This window comes from Mogibacterium kristiansenii (assembly GCF_009695905.1).
Taxonomy (GTDB): domain Bacteria; phylum Bacillota; class Clostridia; order Peptostreptococcales; family Anaerovoracaceae; genus Mogibacterium_A; species Mogibacterium_A kristiansenii.
The window spans coordinates 26,366-43,475 of sequence record NZ_VUNA01000010.1; the positions used below are offsets into that span (position 1 = coordinate 26,366).

General features: G+C 48.6%; 14 protein-coding genes and 1 pseudogene. All 15 read left to right on the forward strand.

Annotation, left to right across the window (positions count from 1 at the left end):
* The first annotated feature begins 51 nt into the window (after window positions 1-51).
* The 15 genes and pseudogenes from coaD (at window position 52) to nifJ (ending at window position 17,106) form a co-directional block, all read left to right on the forward strand.
* Complete coding sequence (coaD, locus tag FYJ65_RS06020; RefSeq protein ID WP_154554450.1) at window positions 52-573, forward strand: pantetheine-phosphate adenylyltransferase; 522 nt, start codon at window positions 52-54, stop codon at window positions 571-573.
* A gap of 17 nt (window positions 574-590) precedes the next feature.
* Window positions 591-1,175 carry a hypothetical protein gene (locus FYJ65_RS06025; RefSeq protein ID WP_154554451.1) on the forward strand — a complete coding sequence of 195 codons (585 nt, stop codon included), beginning with the start codon at window positions 591-593 and terminating at the stop codon, window positions 1,173-1,175.
* Entirely contained in the window at window positions 1,138-2,328 is a 1,191-nt protein-coding gene (locus tag FYJ65_RS06030) for a tRNA(Met) cytidine acetate ligase (protein ID WP_154554452.1), read from the forward strand. The genes FYJ65_RS06025 and FYJ65_RS06030 overlap by 38 nt, the downstream gene beginning before the upstream one ends.
* A 99-nt stretch (window positions 2,329-2,427) precedes the next feature.
* The gene (gene rpmF, locus FYJ65_RS06035; protein WP_277672376.1) at window positions 2,428-2,607 is read left to right on the forward strand and encodes a 50S ribosomal protein L32; all 180 of its coding nucleotides are present in this window, start codon (window positions 2,428-2,430) and stop codon (window positions 2,605-2,607) included.
* Between the two features lie 146 nt (window positions 2,608-2,753).
* Window positions 2,754-5,489, forward strand: a complete 2,736-nt coding sequence (locus FYJ65_RS06040) for an FtsK/SpoIIIE family DNA translocase (RefSeq protein WP_154554453.1) — start codon at window positions 2,754-2,756, stop codon at window positions 5,487-5,489.
* Complete coding sequence (gene rimO / locus FYJ65_RS06045) at window positions 5,482-6,816, forward strand: 30S ribosomal protein S12 methylthiotransferase RimO (protein WP_154554454.1); 1,335 nt, start codon at window positions 5,482-5,484, stop codon at window positions 6,814-6,816. The genes FYJ65_RS06040 and rimO overlap by 8 nt, the downstream gene beginning before the upstream one ends.
* A complete protein-coding gene (pgsA, locus tag FYJ65_RS06050) occupies window positions 6,800-7,324 on the forward strand; it encodes a CDP-diacylglycerol--glycerol-3-phosphate 3-phosphatidyltransferase (protein WP_154554455.1) in 525 nt (174 codons plus the stop codon). The genes rimO and pgsA overlap by 17 nt, the downstream gene beginning before the upstream one ends.
* A gap of 12 nt (window positions 7,325-7,336) precedes the next feature.
* Window positions 7,337-8,575 carry a competence/damage-inducible protein A gene (locus tag FYJ65_RS06055; RefSeq protein WP_154554456.1) on the forward strand — a complete coding sequence of 413 codons (1,239 nt, stop codon included), beginning with the start codon at window positions 7,337-7,339 and terminating at the stop codon, window positions 8,573-8,575.
* A 174-nt stretch (window positions 8,576-8,749) separates the two neighbouring features.
* The gene (gene recA, locus FYJ65_RS06060; protein ID WP_154554457.1) at window positions 8,750-9,817 is read left to right on the forward strand and encodes a recombinase RecA; all 1,068 of its coding nucleotides are present in this window, start codon (window positions 8,750-8,752) and stop codon (window positions 9,815-9,817) included.
* A gap of 168 nt (window positions 9,818-9,985) precedes the next feature.
* A pseudogene (gene rplU, locus FYJ65_RS06065) lies at window positions 9,986-10,285 on the forward strand (50S ribosomal protein L21); the annotation flags it as partial.
* 192 nt (window positions 10,286-10,477) lie between these two features.
* The gene (rpmA, locus tag FYJ65_RS06070) at window positions 10,478-10,738 is read left to right on the forward strand and encodes a 50S ribosomal protein L27 (RefSeq protein WP_154554459.1); all 261 of its coding nucleotides are present in this window, start codon (window positions 10,478-10,480) and stop codon (window positions 10,736-10,738) included.
* 57 nt (window positions 10,739-10,795) lie between these two features.
* Window positions 10,796-12,079, forward strand: coding sequence for a GTPase ObgE (gene obgE / locus FYJ65_RS06075; protein ID WP_154554460.1), 1,284 nt, complete (start codon window positions 10,796-10,798; stop codon window positions 12,077-12,079).
* A gap of 281 nt (window positions 12,080-12,360) precedes the next feature.
* Entirely contained in the window at window positions 12,361-12,918 is a 558-nt protein-coding gene (locus FYJ65_RS06080) for a helix-hairpin-helix domain-containing protein (protein ID WP_206157332.1), read from the forward strand.
* Between the two features lie 15 nt (window positions 12,919-12,933).
* On the forward strand, window positions 12,934-13,476 hold the full coding sequence (locus FYJ65_RS06085) for a sporulation initiation factor Spo0A C-terminal domain-containing protein (RefSeq protein ID WP_154554462.1): 543 nt from the start codon (window positions 12,934-12,936) through the stop codon (window positions 13,474-13,476).
* A 90-nt stretch (window positions 13,477-13,566) separates the two neighbouring features.
* Window positions 13,567-17,106: a pyruvate:ferredoxin (flavodoxin) oxidoreductase gene (gene nifJ / locus FYJ65_RS06090; RefSeq protein WP_235898214.1), complete on the forward strand. Its 3,540-nt coding sequence runs from the start codon at window positions 13,567-13,569 to the stop codon at window positions 17,104-17,106.
* The last annotated feature ends 4 nt before the right edge of the window (window positions 17,107-17,110 follow it).

The window sequence follows — 17,110 nt, forward strand, 5'->3', positions numbered from 1 at the left end:
TGCATAGCTTGTTGTATTTTGATAGAATTAACTGAAGAGGTAGGTGAAAATATGAAACGTACCGCATTGTATGCCGGTTCTTTCGATCCAATCACAAACGGTCATCTGGATATCGTGGAACGGGCGGCACATATGTTCGATTCGATTACAGTGGGAGTTCTGGTGAACAACTCAAAGAAACCGATTCTGACACTGGAAGAACGAATTCAGGTAGTGAGGGAGGCGACGACCCATCTCGACAATGTGGAAGTGGAAAGTTTCGGCGGCCTTTTAGCGGATTATGTAAACCGGAAGCAGTTCAGTGCAGTGATTCGAGGTCTTCGCGCGACAACGGATTTCGAATATGAGATTCAGATGGCGCAGATGAACGATCGATTGTACACCGGAAATACGGAAACCATTTTTTTAATGACGAATCCGAAATATTCTTTTATCAGTTCTTCATTAATAAAGGAAGTGGCGTCTTTGGGAGGCGATGTATCCGGCCTTTTGCCGGAGTGTGCGCTGCAAGCGATTCAGCGGAAATTTGTAGAGCGAACAGAAGACGGACATAATTCGAATTTATATGTATAAATGGGAGGATTAATGCTATGAGTGATGCATCCATTAAAGTAATGCAGCTGCTGGATGAATTGGAAGATATCCTGGAGACTGCCTCGAAGGTTCCTTTCTCGGACAAGGCCATTGTGGATAGCGAGGAGATTTCGCAGATTATCAGCGACATTCGACTCAGCATGCCGAAGGATATTCAGCAGGCACAGTGGGTGAAGGATGAACAGGATCGAATCATCAACGAAGCAAAAGCAGAGTACGACAAGGTAATCGTTGCAGCGAAGAAGCAGGCAGAATATCTTGTGGAGACGGATGTAATCAAGAGAGAAGCAGAGAAACGTGCCGGTGCGGTAATCGCAGAGGCGGAGAGCCACGGACGGTACATGAAGCTGCGTTCTTACGAATACATCGACAAGATGTTGTACGATATGCAGAATGAAATCGCAAAGCTGGCGACCGATTACATTCAGCCGATGAACGATCACTTCACGGAGATGCTGAATGGAATCAACACCCAGGTGAACAGCAACCGTCAGGAAATGCGGGATATGGCAGAGCGCATTCAGAGCCGGGAAGCGGCTTCTGATGACCGCTATGCATCCTACGGAGAAGATGAAGAGTAACATCGTTGGAATTGTTGCGGAATTCAACCCTATGCACTTCGGCCATCGCTATCTGATTGAAGAGGCGAAGCGCCGGACGGGGGCGAGTGCCGTGGTATGTGCCTTGAGCGGTAATTTCGTACAGCGAGGCGCACCGGCTGTTTTGGATAAATGGCAGCGAACGGAGATTGCCTTGCAAAACCACGTCGATTTGGTGCTGGAGATTCCGACGGTACACTGCCTCGGAAATGCCGCGATATATGCGGCTTCTGGAGTTCAGTTGCTGGAGGCTTTCGGTGGAGTTACCCACATTGCGTTCGGAAGCGAATCCGGTGATTTGGAAGGATTGCGGAAGGTTTCTGACTATATGCGGGAACATGAGTCCGAAATTCGCCGGAAGATTGCTTTGCGCCGAAAGTCGGGGGAGAGCTACCCCATTGCTCGGGAGAATGTACTGAGAGAATCCGACATGAAGGAAGTCTCTATGTATCAGGCATCTAACGATATTTTGGCTTTGGAATACCTGAAGAATATCCGGGCTATGAAACCGGTTGCCGTGCAGCGACAGGGAGCCGGATATCACGAGACGGATTCGCCGAAAAAAGAATTCTGGAGCAGTACCGGAATCCGAAAGGCGATTTCGGAAAATCGACTGCCGGAGGATCGGGTACCCTGGTCTTCCGAGAAACTGGATTTCCATATTTCGGAAGAGAAATGGTTTCAAGGAATTAGATATGCGATTCTCATGAAAACACCGGAGGAACTGGACTCTGCTCCGGGTGGAGGAGAAGGTCTGGGAAACCGCTTGAAGGAGGCAGCTCGAAAGGCGCAGTCCTTGGATGAACTGATTCTGAATACGAAATCCAAGCGATATACCTATACCAGAATTTCCAGGTGGCTGTATCAGATTCTTCTGGGGATTACCGTTGAACTGCAGAATCGGTCGCCGGAATACCTGCGGGTACTGGGTTTCAGCGAGAGAGGTCGGGAAATTCTTCGGGAAACCAAGAGAAACGAATGGAATCGACTGCCTTTTGTGGATAATATCAACAAATGCGGGTTGGATTCCCGGATGCTTCAGATGGATGTACTGGCTTCGGATGTGTATAATCTGATGACCGGTCAATCGGTTTGGGACGGTTCCGACAACTGCCGAAGGGTAGTTATAAAATAATTTAGAAAAGACTTGACAATATACATGTGCAAAGCTATAATTAATTGTTGTAACGCGTAAATAAACAAAATCAGATAGAGTTATAAGGAGGTGTCGACAGTGGCAGTACCTAAGAGGAAAACATCAAAAGCAAAGACTGGAAGCAGAAAGTCTGCGAATATGAAGATGGGCGCTCCTGGACTTTCAATTTGTCCTCAGTGTCATGAGCCTAAGCTTCCGCACAGAGTTTGTCCAAACTGTGGTTACTACGACGGAAAAGACGTTGTAAACGAAAACTAATTGATGTTTGATTGTGAGTGATTCAAGCATAGCTTGAATCACTTTTTTTATGCAAAGTATACGGATTTTGCAATCCAATTGAATATGGAGTATAATAATACGATATTTAGGTTTAGCTTATTTTGAGTGATATACAGGGAGGGACGATGGCAGTCGGTTCTGGAAAGAAGAAAAAACAGACGAAAAAAACTGCAGCAAAAACAAAAGAAACTGCATCCTCTCCGCATCTAAAGGAATGGCAGGAGCAGATTCGAGAGCTTCAGGAGCAGCGGAAACGGGATTACCGCATTCTGGATAAGATTTGGGGTATCATATTTTTGGCCGTAGGAATTTTTCTGGTGATTACGACGCAGCTGAACACCACCGGCACCTTTGGAAATGCGATTCACAGTCTCGCGTTTGGACTTTTTGGGCTGATGGCGTATGCTTTGCCGTATTATTTTATTGCGCTGGCTCTCTGCCTGTTCCTTCGAAAAATGCAGCACATCAATGGAAGGACGACATTTTTCTCCTTCCTGATTTTTGTCGTGCTGTGTATTCTGAATTCCTATCGTTACTTGGATGAGACGAACATACAGCTGTCCATCTCCGCAATCGGTGATTTTTTCGACGGTGGAATTCAGCTTCGGAACGGCGGCGTTTTCGGCATGTGGCTGGGAGGATTGATTATCAAGCTGCTGGGAAAACCGGGCTTGATTATTTTTGCGGTGGCGGTGATTGCCATCTCCGTTCTCTTGGTTGCGGATACGCCGATTTCCAAGTATCTAGGCAAGAAACGAGAGCAACGGGAAGAAAAGACTATTCTTCGGGAAATGCTGACCGAGAAGAGAGAGGCGCAGGCGAAGACCATGCCGGAAGAGAGCGGCGTCCCGATTATCACCCCATCTCATTCGGTGCCGCAGGTAAAGAACCCGCTGGCATTTCCGATGGAGGAAGGGGCTCGGCAAAACTTCATGCAGAACCTAGAGGGAGCGGATTTCGGCGAGTCGATTGTAACGCCGAAAAAGGAAGATCCGACGATTTCGGAGATACCGGCAGAACTGCCGGAGGAACCGAAAACAGAATCACTGCAGTACGGACTGGACGGAGGCGATTCTTCGTATGGCAATACCGGTTTTGGGCTGGACGGCGGAAATGCTTCCGGCGCAGGTCTTGGACTGGGACTCTCGGGAGGCTTTGCATCGCCGGAAAACGCGGCTACGGCGCCGAATCCTTTTATGGATGATTTTATGAGTGTGGATTCGGCAACGACGGAGTCGATGGGGCTGAATGCGGAACCGGAAAAAGTGTCGGCATTGTCGACACCCGCGGCTACGGAAAATATCAAAGAAATCCGGAAGGAGAATACTCCGACGGCACTGGAAAATACGGAGATGGCGCTTCAGGCGGAGGAGAATTTGGCCAAGAAGATTCCGGCCACATCCTATGTGTTCCCGCCTGTGGATTTGATGAAGAAGCCGAGGGCAAAGCAGATGCAGATGAATGAACATCAGCTTCAGCAGAAGGCGGCTTTGCTGGAGAATACATTGCAGAATTTCCATGTGGATGCGAGGGTGCTGAATGTCACCCAGGGATCGTCGGTAACGCGGTACGAAGTGCAGCCGGCGGTGGGTGTAAAGGTCAGCAGCATTACGAAGCTGGCAGATGATATCGCCTTGAACCTTCGGGCGAAGAGCATCCGAATCGAGGCCCCGATTCCGGGAAAAGCGGCCGTGGGAATTGAAGTGGAGAACGAGAAACCGGATATGGTTTCCATTCGGGAACTGATTGATTCCAAGGAATTTCGGAACGCTGCATCGAAGATTAGCTTTGCGGTGGGAAAGGACATTTCCGGACGCAATGTAATTGCGAACCTGAAAGAGATGCCGCATCTTCTGATTGCGGGAGCGACCGGATCGGGAAAGAGCGTATGCATCAATACGATTATCACCAGCTTGCTGTATAAGGCTTTGCCGGATGAGGTGAAGCTGATTCTGATTGATCCGAAAGTGGTGGAGCTGGGAAATTATAACGGAATACCCCATCTGCTGGTTCCGGTGGTGACAGATCCGAAGAAAGCGGCGGCTGCGCTGAACTGGGCGGTAAACGAGATGACTCAGCGGTACAAGTTCTTTGCCGAAGAAAGCGTAAAGGATTTGGATTCCTACAACGAATTGATGAGAGCCAATCAGGAGCCGGATAAGGTATTGCCGAAAATCGTCATTATTATCGACGAGCTGGCGGATCTGATGATGGTGGCACCGTCTCAGGTGGAAGAATCCATTTGCCGATTGGCACAGCTGGCCCGGGCAGCCGGAATGCACTTGATTGTGGCAACCCAGCGACCGTCGGTAGATGTGGTGACCGGTTTGATTAAGGCCAACATCCCGTCTCGGATTGCGTTCAGCGTGTCTTCTCAGGTGGACTCTAGAACCATTCTGGACGTGGGAGGCGCCGAGAAGCTTTTGGGCAAGGGCGATATGCTCTATTCCCCGGTGGGCGAGAATAAGCCCCTCCGAATTCAGGGGCCGTATATCTCTGATTCGGAGACCGCGCGAATCATTGATTTTGTGAAAAAGCAGGGGGAGAACGGTTACGATGAGTCGGTGATTCAAACCATTGAAACACCGGAAAAATCCCAGTACGGAGAGGTTTCCGATGAATTGACAGAGGATGCCATTGCGTTTATCCTGAAACAGAAAAAGGCTTCAGTGTCCATGCTGCAGCGACGGTTCCGTATCGGATATAACCGTGCAGCCAGCATCATTGATGAAATCGAAGCCCGAGGGATTATCAGCCCGGCGGACGGCAGCAAGCCGCGCCAGGTGCTCTATACAGAGGAAGAATATTACGACGCGATTGATTCGCAGAATAACGGAGCAGAGGAAACGACACATGAGTAAAAAAATTTTTATTGACACCTTGGGATGTGCGAAGAATGAGTACGATTCCCAGAATTTAGCGGCACAACTGCTGGAACGGGGATGCGGCTTGGCGGATTCGCCGGAAGAAGCGGACATCCTGATTGTAAACACCTGCGGTTTTATTGAGGCCGCAAAGGTGGAATCCATCGAACATATTTTTAGCATGGCGGCACTGAAAGGGGAGAGCAAGAAACTGGTGGTTACCGGCTGCCTTTCCGAACGCTACCACGAAGATTTGTCCAAGGAGATTCCGGAGGTGGATCTGTTCACCGGCGTAAACGATTACGACGACCTGCCGGGATTGCTGCTGGCGGAGAGCACCGGCGACAAAGTGCAGGGGGAAGTGGAAGATGTGCTTCCGTATCGGAAACGCGTTTTTCCGGAGGGAACCTACACTGCCAGCCTGAAGATTGCCGAAGGGTGCAACAACACCTGTGCGTTCTGTGCGATTCCGAAGATTCGCGGACCGTATCGCAGCAAGCGCATCGAGGACTGCGTGCGCGAAGCGGAGGATATGGCGGCGGCAGGCGTTCGGGAATTGGTTGTGATTGCTCAGGACACCTCGTATTACGGGAAAGACCTGTACGGCAAGGCGATGCTCCCGGAACTGCTGCACGAATTGTGTAAGGTGGACGGAATTCGGTGGATTCGTCTGATGTACGTGTACGATGACGGAATTACCGATGAGCTGATTGAAACCATGAAGCAGGAGGATAAAATCTGCAACTACATCGATATTCCGATTCAGCACGTGGCGGATCCGGTGCTGAAGGGCATGCGCCGAAAATCCACCGGGGATTCGATTCGGAAGACGATTGCGAAGCTGAGAAAAGAAATTCCGGATATCCATATTCGAACCACAATTCTCGTGGGATTCCCGGGAGAGACGGAAGAAGATTTCAACGAGCTCCTGGATTTTGTAGAAGAAACACGGATTCCTCGGTTGGGCGCATTTGCTTTTTCCGATGAAGAAGGAACCCTGTCCTATCGGATGGCGGGAAAGCTGGATGAAGAGACGAAAAATGAACGTGTAGAGGTGCTGATGCGCCTTCAGTCGGGAATCAGCGATTCTCTGAATGAAGAGAAAATCGGAAAGACCTACGAGGTGATGGTGGATGAGGCCGTGGATGAAGAGGCTTGCCGGTACCTGGGTCGAACTCGGTACGATGCGCCGGAAATCGATGATGCGGTGGAATTCACCGGAACGACATCCCATCAGCCGGGAGATATTGTGTTCGTTAATGTAACAGACAGTTCAGAATATGATTTGTATGGTGAGGAGGTTTCACATGAATTTACCAAATAAGTTGACCGTTCTTCGAATTATCATGGTGCCGTTTTTCATTGCAGCCTATATGGAAAAATGGTTCTTTGTGGCATTTGCGTTGTTTATCGTCGCGTCGCTGACGGATATGCTGGATGGAAAAATTGCCCGAGCACGCAACCTGGTGACCAACTTCGGAAAGATTATGGATCCGTTGGCGGACAAAATCCTGGTGTATTCCGCATTGTGTCTGTTTGTGGAAAACGGGACCATTCCGGGCTGGACGCTGATTATTATTCTGGCGCGGGAATTTGTTGTTTCCGGAATGCGCACCGTGGCGGCATCCGAGGGAATCGTTATTGCTGCGGCCATGAGCGGTAAAATCAAGACCGTTTTGCAGATGGTTGCCGTAATCATCCTGATTATTGCGGTAGGTCCGGTTCCGCAGCTGAAGACCATTGGCATGCTGGTGTTCTGGGCATCCCTGGTAATGACCGTATATTCTGGAACGGAATATGTGCTGAAGAACAAGAGCGTATTTTCAATGTAGGAGCGAAGGAGAATGAACACATCGATTATCGCTGTCGGAACGGAGTTGCTGTTCGGACAGACTGTTAATACAAACGCGGCCTATTTGTCGGAGAATCTAAATCATCTGGGCTTCAATGTAATGTATCATTTTGTGGTAGGCGATAACGACGGCAGATTGGAGCATACGCTGAAGCGGGCACTGACGGATACGGATCTGGTAATTGTTACCGGTGGCCTGGGTCCCACCCAGGATGATATGACGAAGGAAACGGTTGCGAGGGTGATGGATGCGCCGCTGTACTTGAATGAGGAGTGCCTGGCGGAGGTAAAGAGATATTTTTCGATTCGAAATCGGGAAATGGCGCCCAACAATGTTCAGCAGGCGTACATACCGGAGAATGCAGTGATATTCCGAAATGAAGCCGGTACGGCTCCGGCCTTTGCTGTGAATAAAGGGGATAAATGGGTCATCTGTTATCCGGGACCGCCTCGGGAACTGAAGTGGATCTTTGAAGACAGCGGAAAGGATTTCCTGCGTAAGTTCAAGGAGAAGCAAATTTATTACCGGGTCATTCGAACCATCGGAATTGGAGAATCGGATCTGGAGACGCTCCTGATGCCACTGATTGACAATCAGACGGATCCAACCATCGCCACCTATGCGAAGGAAGGGGAATGCACCATCCGTGTAGCCTCTCAGCGAGATACCATGGAAGAGGCGCAGGCGGCGGTAGAAAATATGATTTCCCGGATGAATAATCTGATTGGATCGTATATCTACAGTTACGATGATGAGGAATTGAAATCGGTCGTAGTGCATAAGCTGCAGAGGCAGGGACTGACCATTTCTTCCGCGGAATCCTGTACTGGTGGTGCATTTGCCGCATCCATTACGGATGTTCCGGGTGCATCCAAGGTCCTGAGCCGAGGCTATATCACCTACGATGAGGAAGCGAAAATTTCCATGCTGGGTGTGGATCCGACAGTAATCGATCAATACACGGTGGTAAGCTCGGAGGTGGCCATTGAAATGGCCAAGGGTGCCCGCCTGGAAGCAGGGAGCGATATCGCCGTATCCATCACCGGATATGCCGGCCCGGAAGCGGACGAAGGTCGGGAGGCCGGAAATGCGTATATCGGCTATGCTTATGACGATACCGTCGGTGCGGTGGAACTGTTCACCAAAAGAAATGACCGGGCATGGAATCGAAACTATTTTCGACTGATGATGCTGAAAGTCGTGAACGAAATATTGGATGAAATAAAATAGTACTTTTTCTTCGGAAAAAAGTACCCAATGCCTCGTTTCTTAAACCCGGCAGAATTGACCCCATAAAGTGCAGGAGGGTATAATGGTATCATAAAAGGAAGCCCGTAAGAGGTTGACAGAAACCGGAGAAACAGGTATTATAAACGAGAACAAATGTTCGATACAGGAGGAAACATGGCAGGAAAATCGACCGCATCGGCAGCGGAGAATAAAGAGAAAGCATTGGAGCAGGCGCTGGAACAGATTCAGAAACAGTACGGAAAAGGCGCAATTATGAAGCTGGGAGAGGAAGGCCTCACCGGATCGGTAGACGTGATTTCCACCGGATCTATCAGTTTGGATTTGGCGACCGGCGTGGGCGGATATCCGCGGGGAAGAATCATTGAGATATACGGACCGGAATCTTCCGGTAAGACTACATTGACTTTACATGCCATTGCAGAAGCGCAGAAAGCGGGCGGAAAGGCTGCATTCATCGATGCGGAGCACGCGCTGGACCCGGTATATGCGAAGAATCTTGGGGTAGACGTAGATGAACTTCTGGTATCTCAGCCGGACACCGGAGAACAGGCGCTGGAAATCTGTGAGATGCTGGCACGAAGCGGAGCAATCGATTTGATTGTCATCGACTCGGTAGCGGCACTGGTTCCGAAAGCGGAGATTCAGGGTGAGATGGGTGATTCCCACGTGGGACTTCATGCCAGACTCATGTCTCAGGCACTTCGAAAAATTGCCGGAACCGTGAACAAGACCAATACCTGCGTAATCTTCATCAACCAGCTTCGTGAGAAAATCGGTGTGATGTTCGGAAATCCGGAGACCACCACCGGTGGTCGGGCGTTGAAATTCTATGCCAGCATGAGATTGGACGTGCGGAAGATTGAAACGCTGAAGCGAGGGGATGAGATGCTGGGAAACCGGACTCGCGTGAAGATTGTAAAGAACAAGGTGGCTCCGCCGTTTAAGAAATCGGAATTCGATATTATGTACGGTACCGGAATTTCTCTGGCCGGCGATGTATTGGATACGGCGGTAGAGGCCAAGATTGTGGATAAGGCCGGATCCTGGTACAGTTACAACGGAGAACGTATCGGACAAGGCAGAGAGAATGTAAAGGATTATCTTCAGAGTCATGAAGAGATGCTGGAAGAAATCCGTAAGAAGGTGATGGATCAGTTCAAACCGGAATCCACCGATGATGACATTAAGGTGGACGAAGACGGCGTTGTAATCGAGGACTAGACGTACGGCGGTTCATGGGTGTTTGAAACACCTCAATTTGAAAATAATGGCAGAATTGTATTGACATAATGCGAAAATCGTGCTATTATTCAATGGTTAGCCGCTCGGGTAGGGTTATAAGCAATCGCACCCGTTCCCGGCGAGTCTGGATAGAGGAGGAAAAGTATTATGTATGCAATTATTAAAACTGGCGGAAAGCAGTACAGAGTTCAGAAGGACGATGTATTCAAGATCGAGAAGATCAATGCTGAAGCAGGCGACACCGTTACCTTTGATGAGGTAATCGCTGTAGGTGGTGACACCCTGACAGTAGGAACTCCATTTGTTGAGGGCACTGCTGTACATGCTGAAGTAGTTGAGCAGGGTAAGAACGACAAGGTGATTATCTACAAGTACAAGGCAAAGAAGGATTACAGAAAGAAGAATGGCCACAGACAGCCATACACACTGGTTAAGGTTACCGATATCGTATCCGGTGGTCAGAAGGCAGCTGCAGCTGAGAAACAGGACGATGTAAAGCCAAGCATGTCCATGAAGAAAGAGGAACTTCTTGCAATCGCAAACGAGAAGGGAATCGAAGTATCCAGCAAAGCTACTAAGGCAGAGATTCTGGAAGCAATTGAAGCATAAGAAATTGACTTTAATTTAGGAGGTGTCATTATGTCAAGTAAAAAAGGAGTAGGTAGTTCCAAGAACGGCCGTGACTCTGAGTCGAAAAGACTTGGACTGAAGATTGGTGCTGGTCAGTACGTAAGTGCAGGAAGCATTCTCGTAAGACAGAGAGGAACCAAGTTCCACCCGGGCAACAACGTTGGTATTGGTGGAGATGATACTCTGTTCGCTAAGATTGACGGAAATGTTAAATTCGAGAGATTTGACAAGAAGAGAAAGAAGATCAGCGTATACAGCAACGAAGCTTAGTTTTTTATGGCCCTTTCTTGGAAAGGGCCATATTTTTTTGTAAAACGGGAGATAAACATGTTCGTAGATAGAGCAGAAATTAATATCGTTTCCGGTAAGGGCGGAAACGGAGCGGTTACCTTCCGTCGGGAACCATTTGTGCCGGAAGGAGGCCCGGATGGCGGCGATGGCGGTAACGGCGGCAGTGTAATCTTTGAAGCGGATAACAACCTGCGTACCCTTATGGATTTCAAATACAAGCGTGTGTATAAGGCGGAATCCGGTCAGGATGGAATGCGCCGGAAACGTTTCGGAAAGAAAGGTCAGGATCTCATCATTCACGTTCCGGTGGGTACTTTGATTATCGACAAAGAAACCGGGCTGCTGATGAAGGATATGAAGAATCCGGGAGATCGACTGGTTGCCGCAAAGGGTGGCAAAGGCGGAAAGGGAAACGTGCATTTCAAGAACTCTGTACGTCAGGCGCCAAATTTTGCAGAAGCCGGAGCGTTGGCAAAGGAACGTACCGTTATTCTGGAGCTGAAGTTGATCGCCGACGTTGGACTTTTGGGATTCCCGAATGTGGGGAAATCCACTCTTCTGTCGGTGGCTACCAGTGCAAAACCGAAAATTGCGAATTATCATTTTACCACAATTGATCCGAATCTGGGTGTGGTGAACATCCACGACAAGAGCTTTGTGATGGCGGATATCGCCGGCATCATTGAAGGTGCTCATATGGGCTTTGGCTTGGGAATTCGTTTTCTGAAGCATATAGAGCGTACTAAGATGCTGATTCATGTCATCGACGTTTCCGGAAGTGAAGGTCGGAATCCAATCGAGGATTATAAGAAAATAAATGCGGAACTGGAGCAGTACGATCCGTCACTCTTGAAGAAACCGCAGATTATCGCTGCCAATAAGATTGATTTGGTGGAGGATGAAGAAGCGCTGAACGCATTTATGGATTTCATGGAAAAGGAAGGTCGAGATGTCTTCCCGATTTCCGCAGCGACTCGCCAGGGCGTGGAAGAGCTTCTCAATGAAACATTAAATCGGATTGAGAATTACATTCCTCCGGAAGAAGATGAAATCGAACTCTTCGACTTTGAAAAGGATGAATACGATGCGGATTACAAGAAGCTGGAAGCATTCGTGGCAGAGGATGGCGCTTACGAATTAACCGGCGGTCAGTTGCTGAAGATTTTCCGTTCTACCAACTTTACCGATGTGGGATCCATGCGGTACTTGTATCGGTATATTGTGAACAAGGGCGGAATCGATATGCTGAAGGAACTGGGTCTTCAGGAAGGGGATACGGTTCGAATCGAGGATTACGAATTTGAATATTATGACGATTAGTCTCATAATGCGGCTCCCGGCCGGCATGTTGAGCTAAAACGAAAACCACAGGGTTTGTAAATTCTGTGGTTTTATTTTTTGTGGAAAAAATCTGTTTTTAAACGGTTTTTTCGGTTTTTTAATTCATTCTACGAGAAACGTAAACCTTTTGCGGGAGTTTTCAGACCTTTGCGCTTTCTTCTTTTTTCAATTATGATGGAAAAAAAGAAGGAGGATGAGATATGATTAGTTTTATTAGAAAAATATATGAAGAAAATTCCAAAATAGTATTTAAATTTCTATTGATATTGATTATAGTTATATTGACTGTTGTAGTTAGTGTCCGACAGAATGCATCGAATGAAATTGATTTGGGCGCGGCGAAAGAAACGGACAAGGTTTCCGCTGAGGAAACTTCAGAGAAGGAATACTATGTGGATATCAGTGGGGAGGTGAAGAAACCGGGGGTTTACAAGGTAAAGAAGAAAACCCGCCTGGTGTTTCTCATCGACAAGGCCGGGGGATTAACCGGAAAGGCGGATTTGGATGCAATTAATCAGGCTTCCTATGTGGAAGACGGTGCAAAGATTATCATTCCGAAGAAAGGAGAGAATAAGAATTCGGATGAGGCGGGGGCAGATGCGTCGGAAACGTCTGTCGGCAATACGAGTGGAAAAATTAATATCAATCAGGCTTCTGCAGAGGAATTGACATCGATACCGGGCGTCGGGACTGTAATTGCTCAACGAATTGTAGAGTACAGGAACGGTGCGAGGTTCAACAGTATTGAAGAAATTAAAAACGTGAAGGGAATCGGGGATGCGACTTTTGAGAAAATGAAAGGCAGTATTACGGTGTAGACAGGAGTATTTGTTATGAATGATCGCTCTGTGTTAGATAATTCATTGGATAAGAAAAAGGATTGGTTAGAGAAACTCCACAAGACATTGAAGGAATCACAACATTCCACCATTGTGTTCACGTTGCAAAAAGAATCGGATTTTCCCTCCATGATGCGGGAATATGCACCGATTATAACGTACGACCGAATTATGGAATTGGAAACGGGAAATCGTGTGATGGATAATATTCACACGTTCTTGGAAACATGCAACATACCGGACTCTCGAAACGGTACATCCTATATTTACGAATGCATTTTTTTGATTCGAAAGTATAAGGATGAAAAGTATGCGGTAACGAAGGATATTTATCCGGAAATCGCCAAGAGAAATCGAACTTCCGCAGCGGTAGTGGAATCGGCTATTCGCTGCTGTATCAAACAAACTTGGGAGGAAACCCGAGAGGGAAGTGAGAAAGGCATGCGAGCGCTGTTTCAGAAGCGTCCGTCGAATTTAGTTTTTATACGGAAATTATGCGACTATATAGAAAATGAAGAATTGCATTTTTGTAAGTAATTCACAAAATCAATACCTCAACTCATTGATAAGTACTAACTTCCGTGCTATTATGTAAATGCTTTGAGAAAATTGAAGGGGGTATTTACGATGGGTAAAAAAAGAATATTAAAAACCATGGATGGTAATACTGCGGCTGCACATGTAGCATATGCTTTCTCCGAGGTATCCGCAATATACCCCATTACACCATCGTCAGTGATGGCCGAAAACATAGATGCTTGGGCAAACCAGGGCCGGAAGAATCTGTTTGACCAAGAAGTAAAGATTGTAGAAATGCAGTCGGAAGGCGGCGCTGCCGGTGCCGTCCATGGTTCGTTAATTACCGGATCGCTAACATCTACTTATACCGCATCGCAGGGTCTGCTCCTGATGATTCCGAACATGTATAAGATTGCGGCGGAACGGTTGCCGGGCGTTTTTCATGTAGCGGCAAGAGCTATCACCACGCAGTCTTTGTCTATTTTTGGAGACCATTCGGACGTGATGGCCACCAGACAAACCGGTTTTACCATGCTGGCCTCTAACAGCCCGCAAGAAGTAATGGATTTGGCGGCAGTGGCGCATTTGGCGGCAATTAAGGCTAGCTTGCCGGTACTCCACTTCTTTGATGGCTTCAGAACCAGTCATGAACAGCAGAAAATTGAAGTATGGGATTACGATACACTGGGAAAGATGCTGGATTGGGATGCCGTTGCGGCATTCCGAAAGAAAGCACAGAACCCGAATCATCCGCACCTTATGGGTTCTGCGGAGCAACCGGAAACATTCTTCCAGCACAGCGAATCCAGAAATGAGGCATATCTGGATGCGGTAGAAACAGTTGCTTCGGTAATGGAACAGGTGAACAAAGAAGCGGGAACGGATTACAAGCCGTTCAATTATTACGGTGCGCCGGACGCCACCGAAGTAATCGTGGCAATGGGTTCCGTTTGTGAAACGGCAGAAGAAGTCGTGGATTATCTGAATGCGCAGGGACGCAAGGTGGGGCTGGTGAAAGTACACCTGTACCGTCCGTTCTCTTCCAAGTATCTGTCCGCAGCAATCCCGGTATCTGTTCAGAGAATCGCCGTGCTGGATCGAACCAAAGAACCGGGATCACAGGGCGAACCGCTGTATTTGGATGTGGTAAGTGCGCTGAAGGAACAGTCCCGCAGCGAAATTACCGTTGCGAGGGGCAGATACGGACTAGGATCCAAAGATACTCAGCCGGGAGATCTTATTGCGGTATACGACAATCTCGGTGCCGCAAATCCGAAAATGGAATTTACGATTTCCATCACCGACGATGTGACGCATCTGTCCTTGCCGAGAACCTGCAATCCGGTGGTTTCATCGTCATCCACGATTTCCTGCAAGTTCTGGGGACTGGGTGCCGACGGAACAGTGGGCGCAAATAAAAACAGCGTAAAAATAATCGGAGACAACACCGACAAATACGTTCAGGCGTACTTCCAGTACGACTCGAAGAAATCCGGCGGTGTTACCATTTCCCACCTGCGTTTCGGCGATGAACCGATTCGCTCCACCTATTATGTAAACAACGCAGACTTTATTGCCTGCCATAATGCATCCTACATGCATAAATATCAGATTGTGCAGGATGTCAATCCGGGTGGAACCTTCCTGCTGAACTGCAGCTGGAGTGATGAAGAACTGAATGCAGTACTTCCTGCATCGGCAAAGAGATACATTGCAGAGAACAATATCCGGTTCTACACCTGTGATGCGGTGGATATCGCCGTGAAACTGGGCCTGGGTGCTCGAAGAACCAACACGGTACTGCAGGCGGCCTTCTTCAAGCTGTCTGAAGTTATTCCAATTGATAAAGCGGTTGGATATATGAAGGAAGCGATTCAGAAGACTTATGGCCGCAAGGGAGAAGATATCGTTGCCATGAACTGCGAAGCGGTGGATGCCGGAATTACCCATGTTCATCAGGTAGAAGTACCGGAAGCGTGGAAGAATGCGGTTGAGGAACCGGCCGACAAGTCCGTAGAGACAGATCGACCGGACCTGAAACAGTACGTCGAAGAGATATTGATTCCGGACTCGGCAATGGAAGGAGATTCCATTCCGGTGTCTCGATTTGTAAAGACGAACGACGGAATGATTCCTTCCGGCACGGCAGCATTTGAGAAGCGAGGCGTGGCCATTTCCGTTCCGAAGTGGATTCCGGAAAACTGCCTCCAGTGTAATATGTGTTCCTTCGTGTGTCCGCACGGTGCAATCCGTCCGTTTGCGGTTACCGAGGATGAAGCGGCAAAGTCCGGTGCGGCTGCAATGGAAATGAAGGGAAAGGATGGAGACGGCCGGAAATTCGCTCTGGCAATCTCTTCCTATGACTGTGCAGGCTGTGGTTCCTGTGTCGAATCCTGCCCGGCAAAGAACAAGGCTCTGGAGATGGTTTCCTTCGAGTCTTCGGAATCCCAGGAGGAGCAGAAGGTTTTCGATTACCTGGAGAAGCATGTGGGCCAGGAAATCGGTGCGACGGAGGCAAAATCCGTTAAGGAAGTGGGCTTCCGGAAGCCGTATTTGGAATTCTCGGGTGCGTGCCCGGGATGCGGTGAGTCGCCTTATGCAAAGCTGGTAACACAGCTCTTTGGCAACCGCATGATTATAGCGAATGCCACCGGCTGCAGTTCCATCTGGGGCGGCAGTGCACCGAGCACTCCGTATACCGTTGATAAGAACGGAAGAGGTCCGGCGTGGTCCAACTCCCTCTTTGAGGACAATGCGGAATTCGGACTGGGCATGGCAATTTCGGTTCAGGCTCGTCGCAAGGAGCTTTGCAGTAAAGTTGCTCAGCTGGCGGCACATCCGGAGTGTGCGGAAGCCGCGGAAGCGTGGATGAATCATATGAATGACGGCATTGAGTCGGAGGTGACCGGCGATAACCTGCTGAAGGCAATTTCGGACTGCGAACTGCCGGAGGCGGCGTATGTACGGGAGAATTCCGATTTACTGGTAAAACCATCCGTATGGATGTTCGGCGGAGACGGTTGGGCATATGATATCGGTTACGGCGGTCTGGATCACGCACTGGCATCCGGTGAAAACATCAATGTACTGGTATTCGATACCGAGGTATATTCAAACACCGGCGGACAGGCATCCAAATCCACTCCGACAGGTGCGGTAGCACAGTTTGCCGCAGGCGGAAAGAAGAACGGAAAGAAAAATCTGGCACAGATGGCAATGGCGTACGGTTATGTATACGTGGCACAGATTGCGATGGGTGCGAACCCGAACCAGGCGATTCGCGCGATTCGGGAAGCAGAGGCGTATGATGGCCCATCCATCATCGTGGCATATTCCCCGTGCATTAACCACGGTATTCGTACCGGCATGAAGAATTCCATGCAGGAGATGAAGAAGGCCGTGGAATCCGGATATTGGAACCTGTTCCGCTACAACCCAACAAACGTTTCGGAGAAAAAGAATCCGCTGACCGTGGACAGCAAGGAACCAACCGTAGACTATAAAGACTTCCTGATGGGAGAAGTACGTTACAGGTCGTTACAGCAGGCGGATCCGGAGAAAGCGGAAAGACTCTTTGATGAGGCTTCTGAAAATGCGAAGAACAGATATGACGCATTGATTCGCCAACGAAATTCTTTGGAGAAATAATTTT

Excerpts from the sequence above, each read along its gene's own strand:
- rpmA (WP_154554459.1), top strand. The coding sequence starts at position 10,478 with ATGTCAAGTAAAAAAGGAGTAGGTAGTTCCAAGAACGGCCGTGACTCT.
- obgE (WP_154554460.1), top strand. The coding sequence starts at position 10,796 with ATGTTCGTAGATAGAGCAGAAATTAATATCGTTTCCGGTAAGGGCGGA.
- FYJ65_RS06085 (WP_154554462.1), top strand. The coding sequence starts at position 12,934 with ATGAATGATCGCTCTGTGTTAGATAATTCATTGGATAAGAAAAAGGAT.
- recA (WP_154554457.1), top strand. The coding sequence starts at position 8,750 with ATGGCAGGAAAATCGACCGCATCGGCAGCGGAGAATAAAGAGAAAGCA.
- FYJ65_RS06040 (WP_154554453.1), top strand. The coding sequence starts at position 2,754 with ATGGCAGTCGGTTCTGGAAAGAAGAAAAAACAGACGAAAAAAACTGCA.
- FYJ65_RS06055 (WP_154554456.1), top strand. The coding sequence starts at position 7,337 with ATGAACACATCGATTATCGCTGTCGGAACGGAGTTGCTGTTCGGACAG.
- pgsA (WP_154554455.1), top strand. The coding sequence starts at position 6,800 with ATGAATTTACCAAATAAGTTGACCGTTCTTCGAATTATCATGGTGCCG.
- FYJ65_RS06030 (WP_154554452.1), top strand. The coding sequence starts at position 1,138 with ATGACCGCTATGCATCCTACGGAGAAGATGAAGAGTAACATCGTTGGA.
- coaD (WP_154554450.1), top strand. The coding sequence starts at position 52 with ATGAAACGTACCGCATTGTATGCCGGTTCTTTCGATCCAATCACAAAC.
- nifJ (WP_235898214.1), top strand. The coding sequence starts at position 13,567 with ATGGGTAAAAAAAGAATATTAAAAACCATGGATGGTAATACTGCGGCT.
- FYJ65_RS06025 (WP_154554451.1), top strand. The coding sequence starts at position 591 with ATGAGTGATGCATCCATTAAAGTAATGCAGCTGCTGGATGAATTGGAA.
- rimO (WP_154554454.1), top strand. The coding sequence starts at position 5,482 with ATGAGTAAAAAAATTTTTATTGACACCTTGGGATGTGCGAAGAATGAG.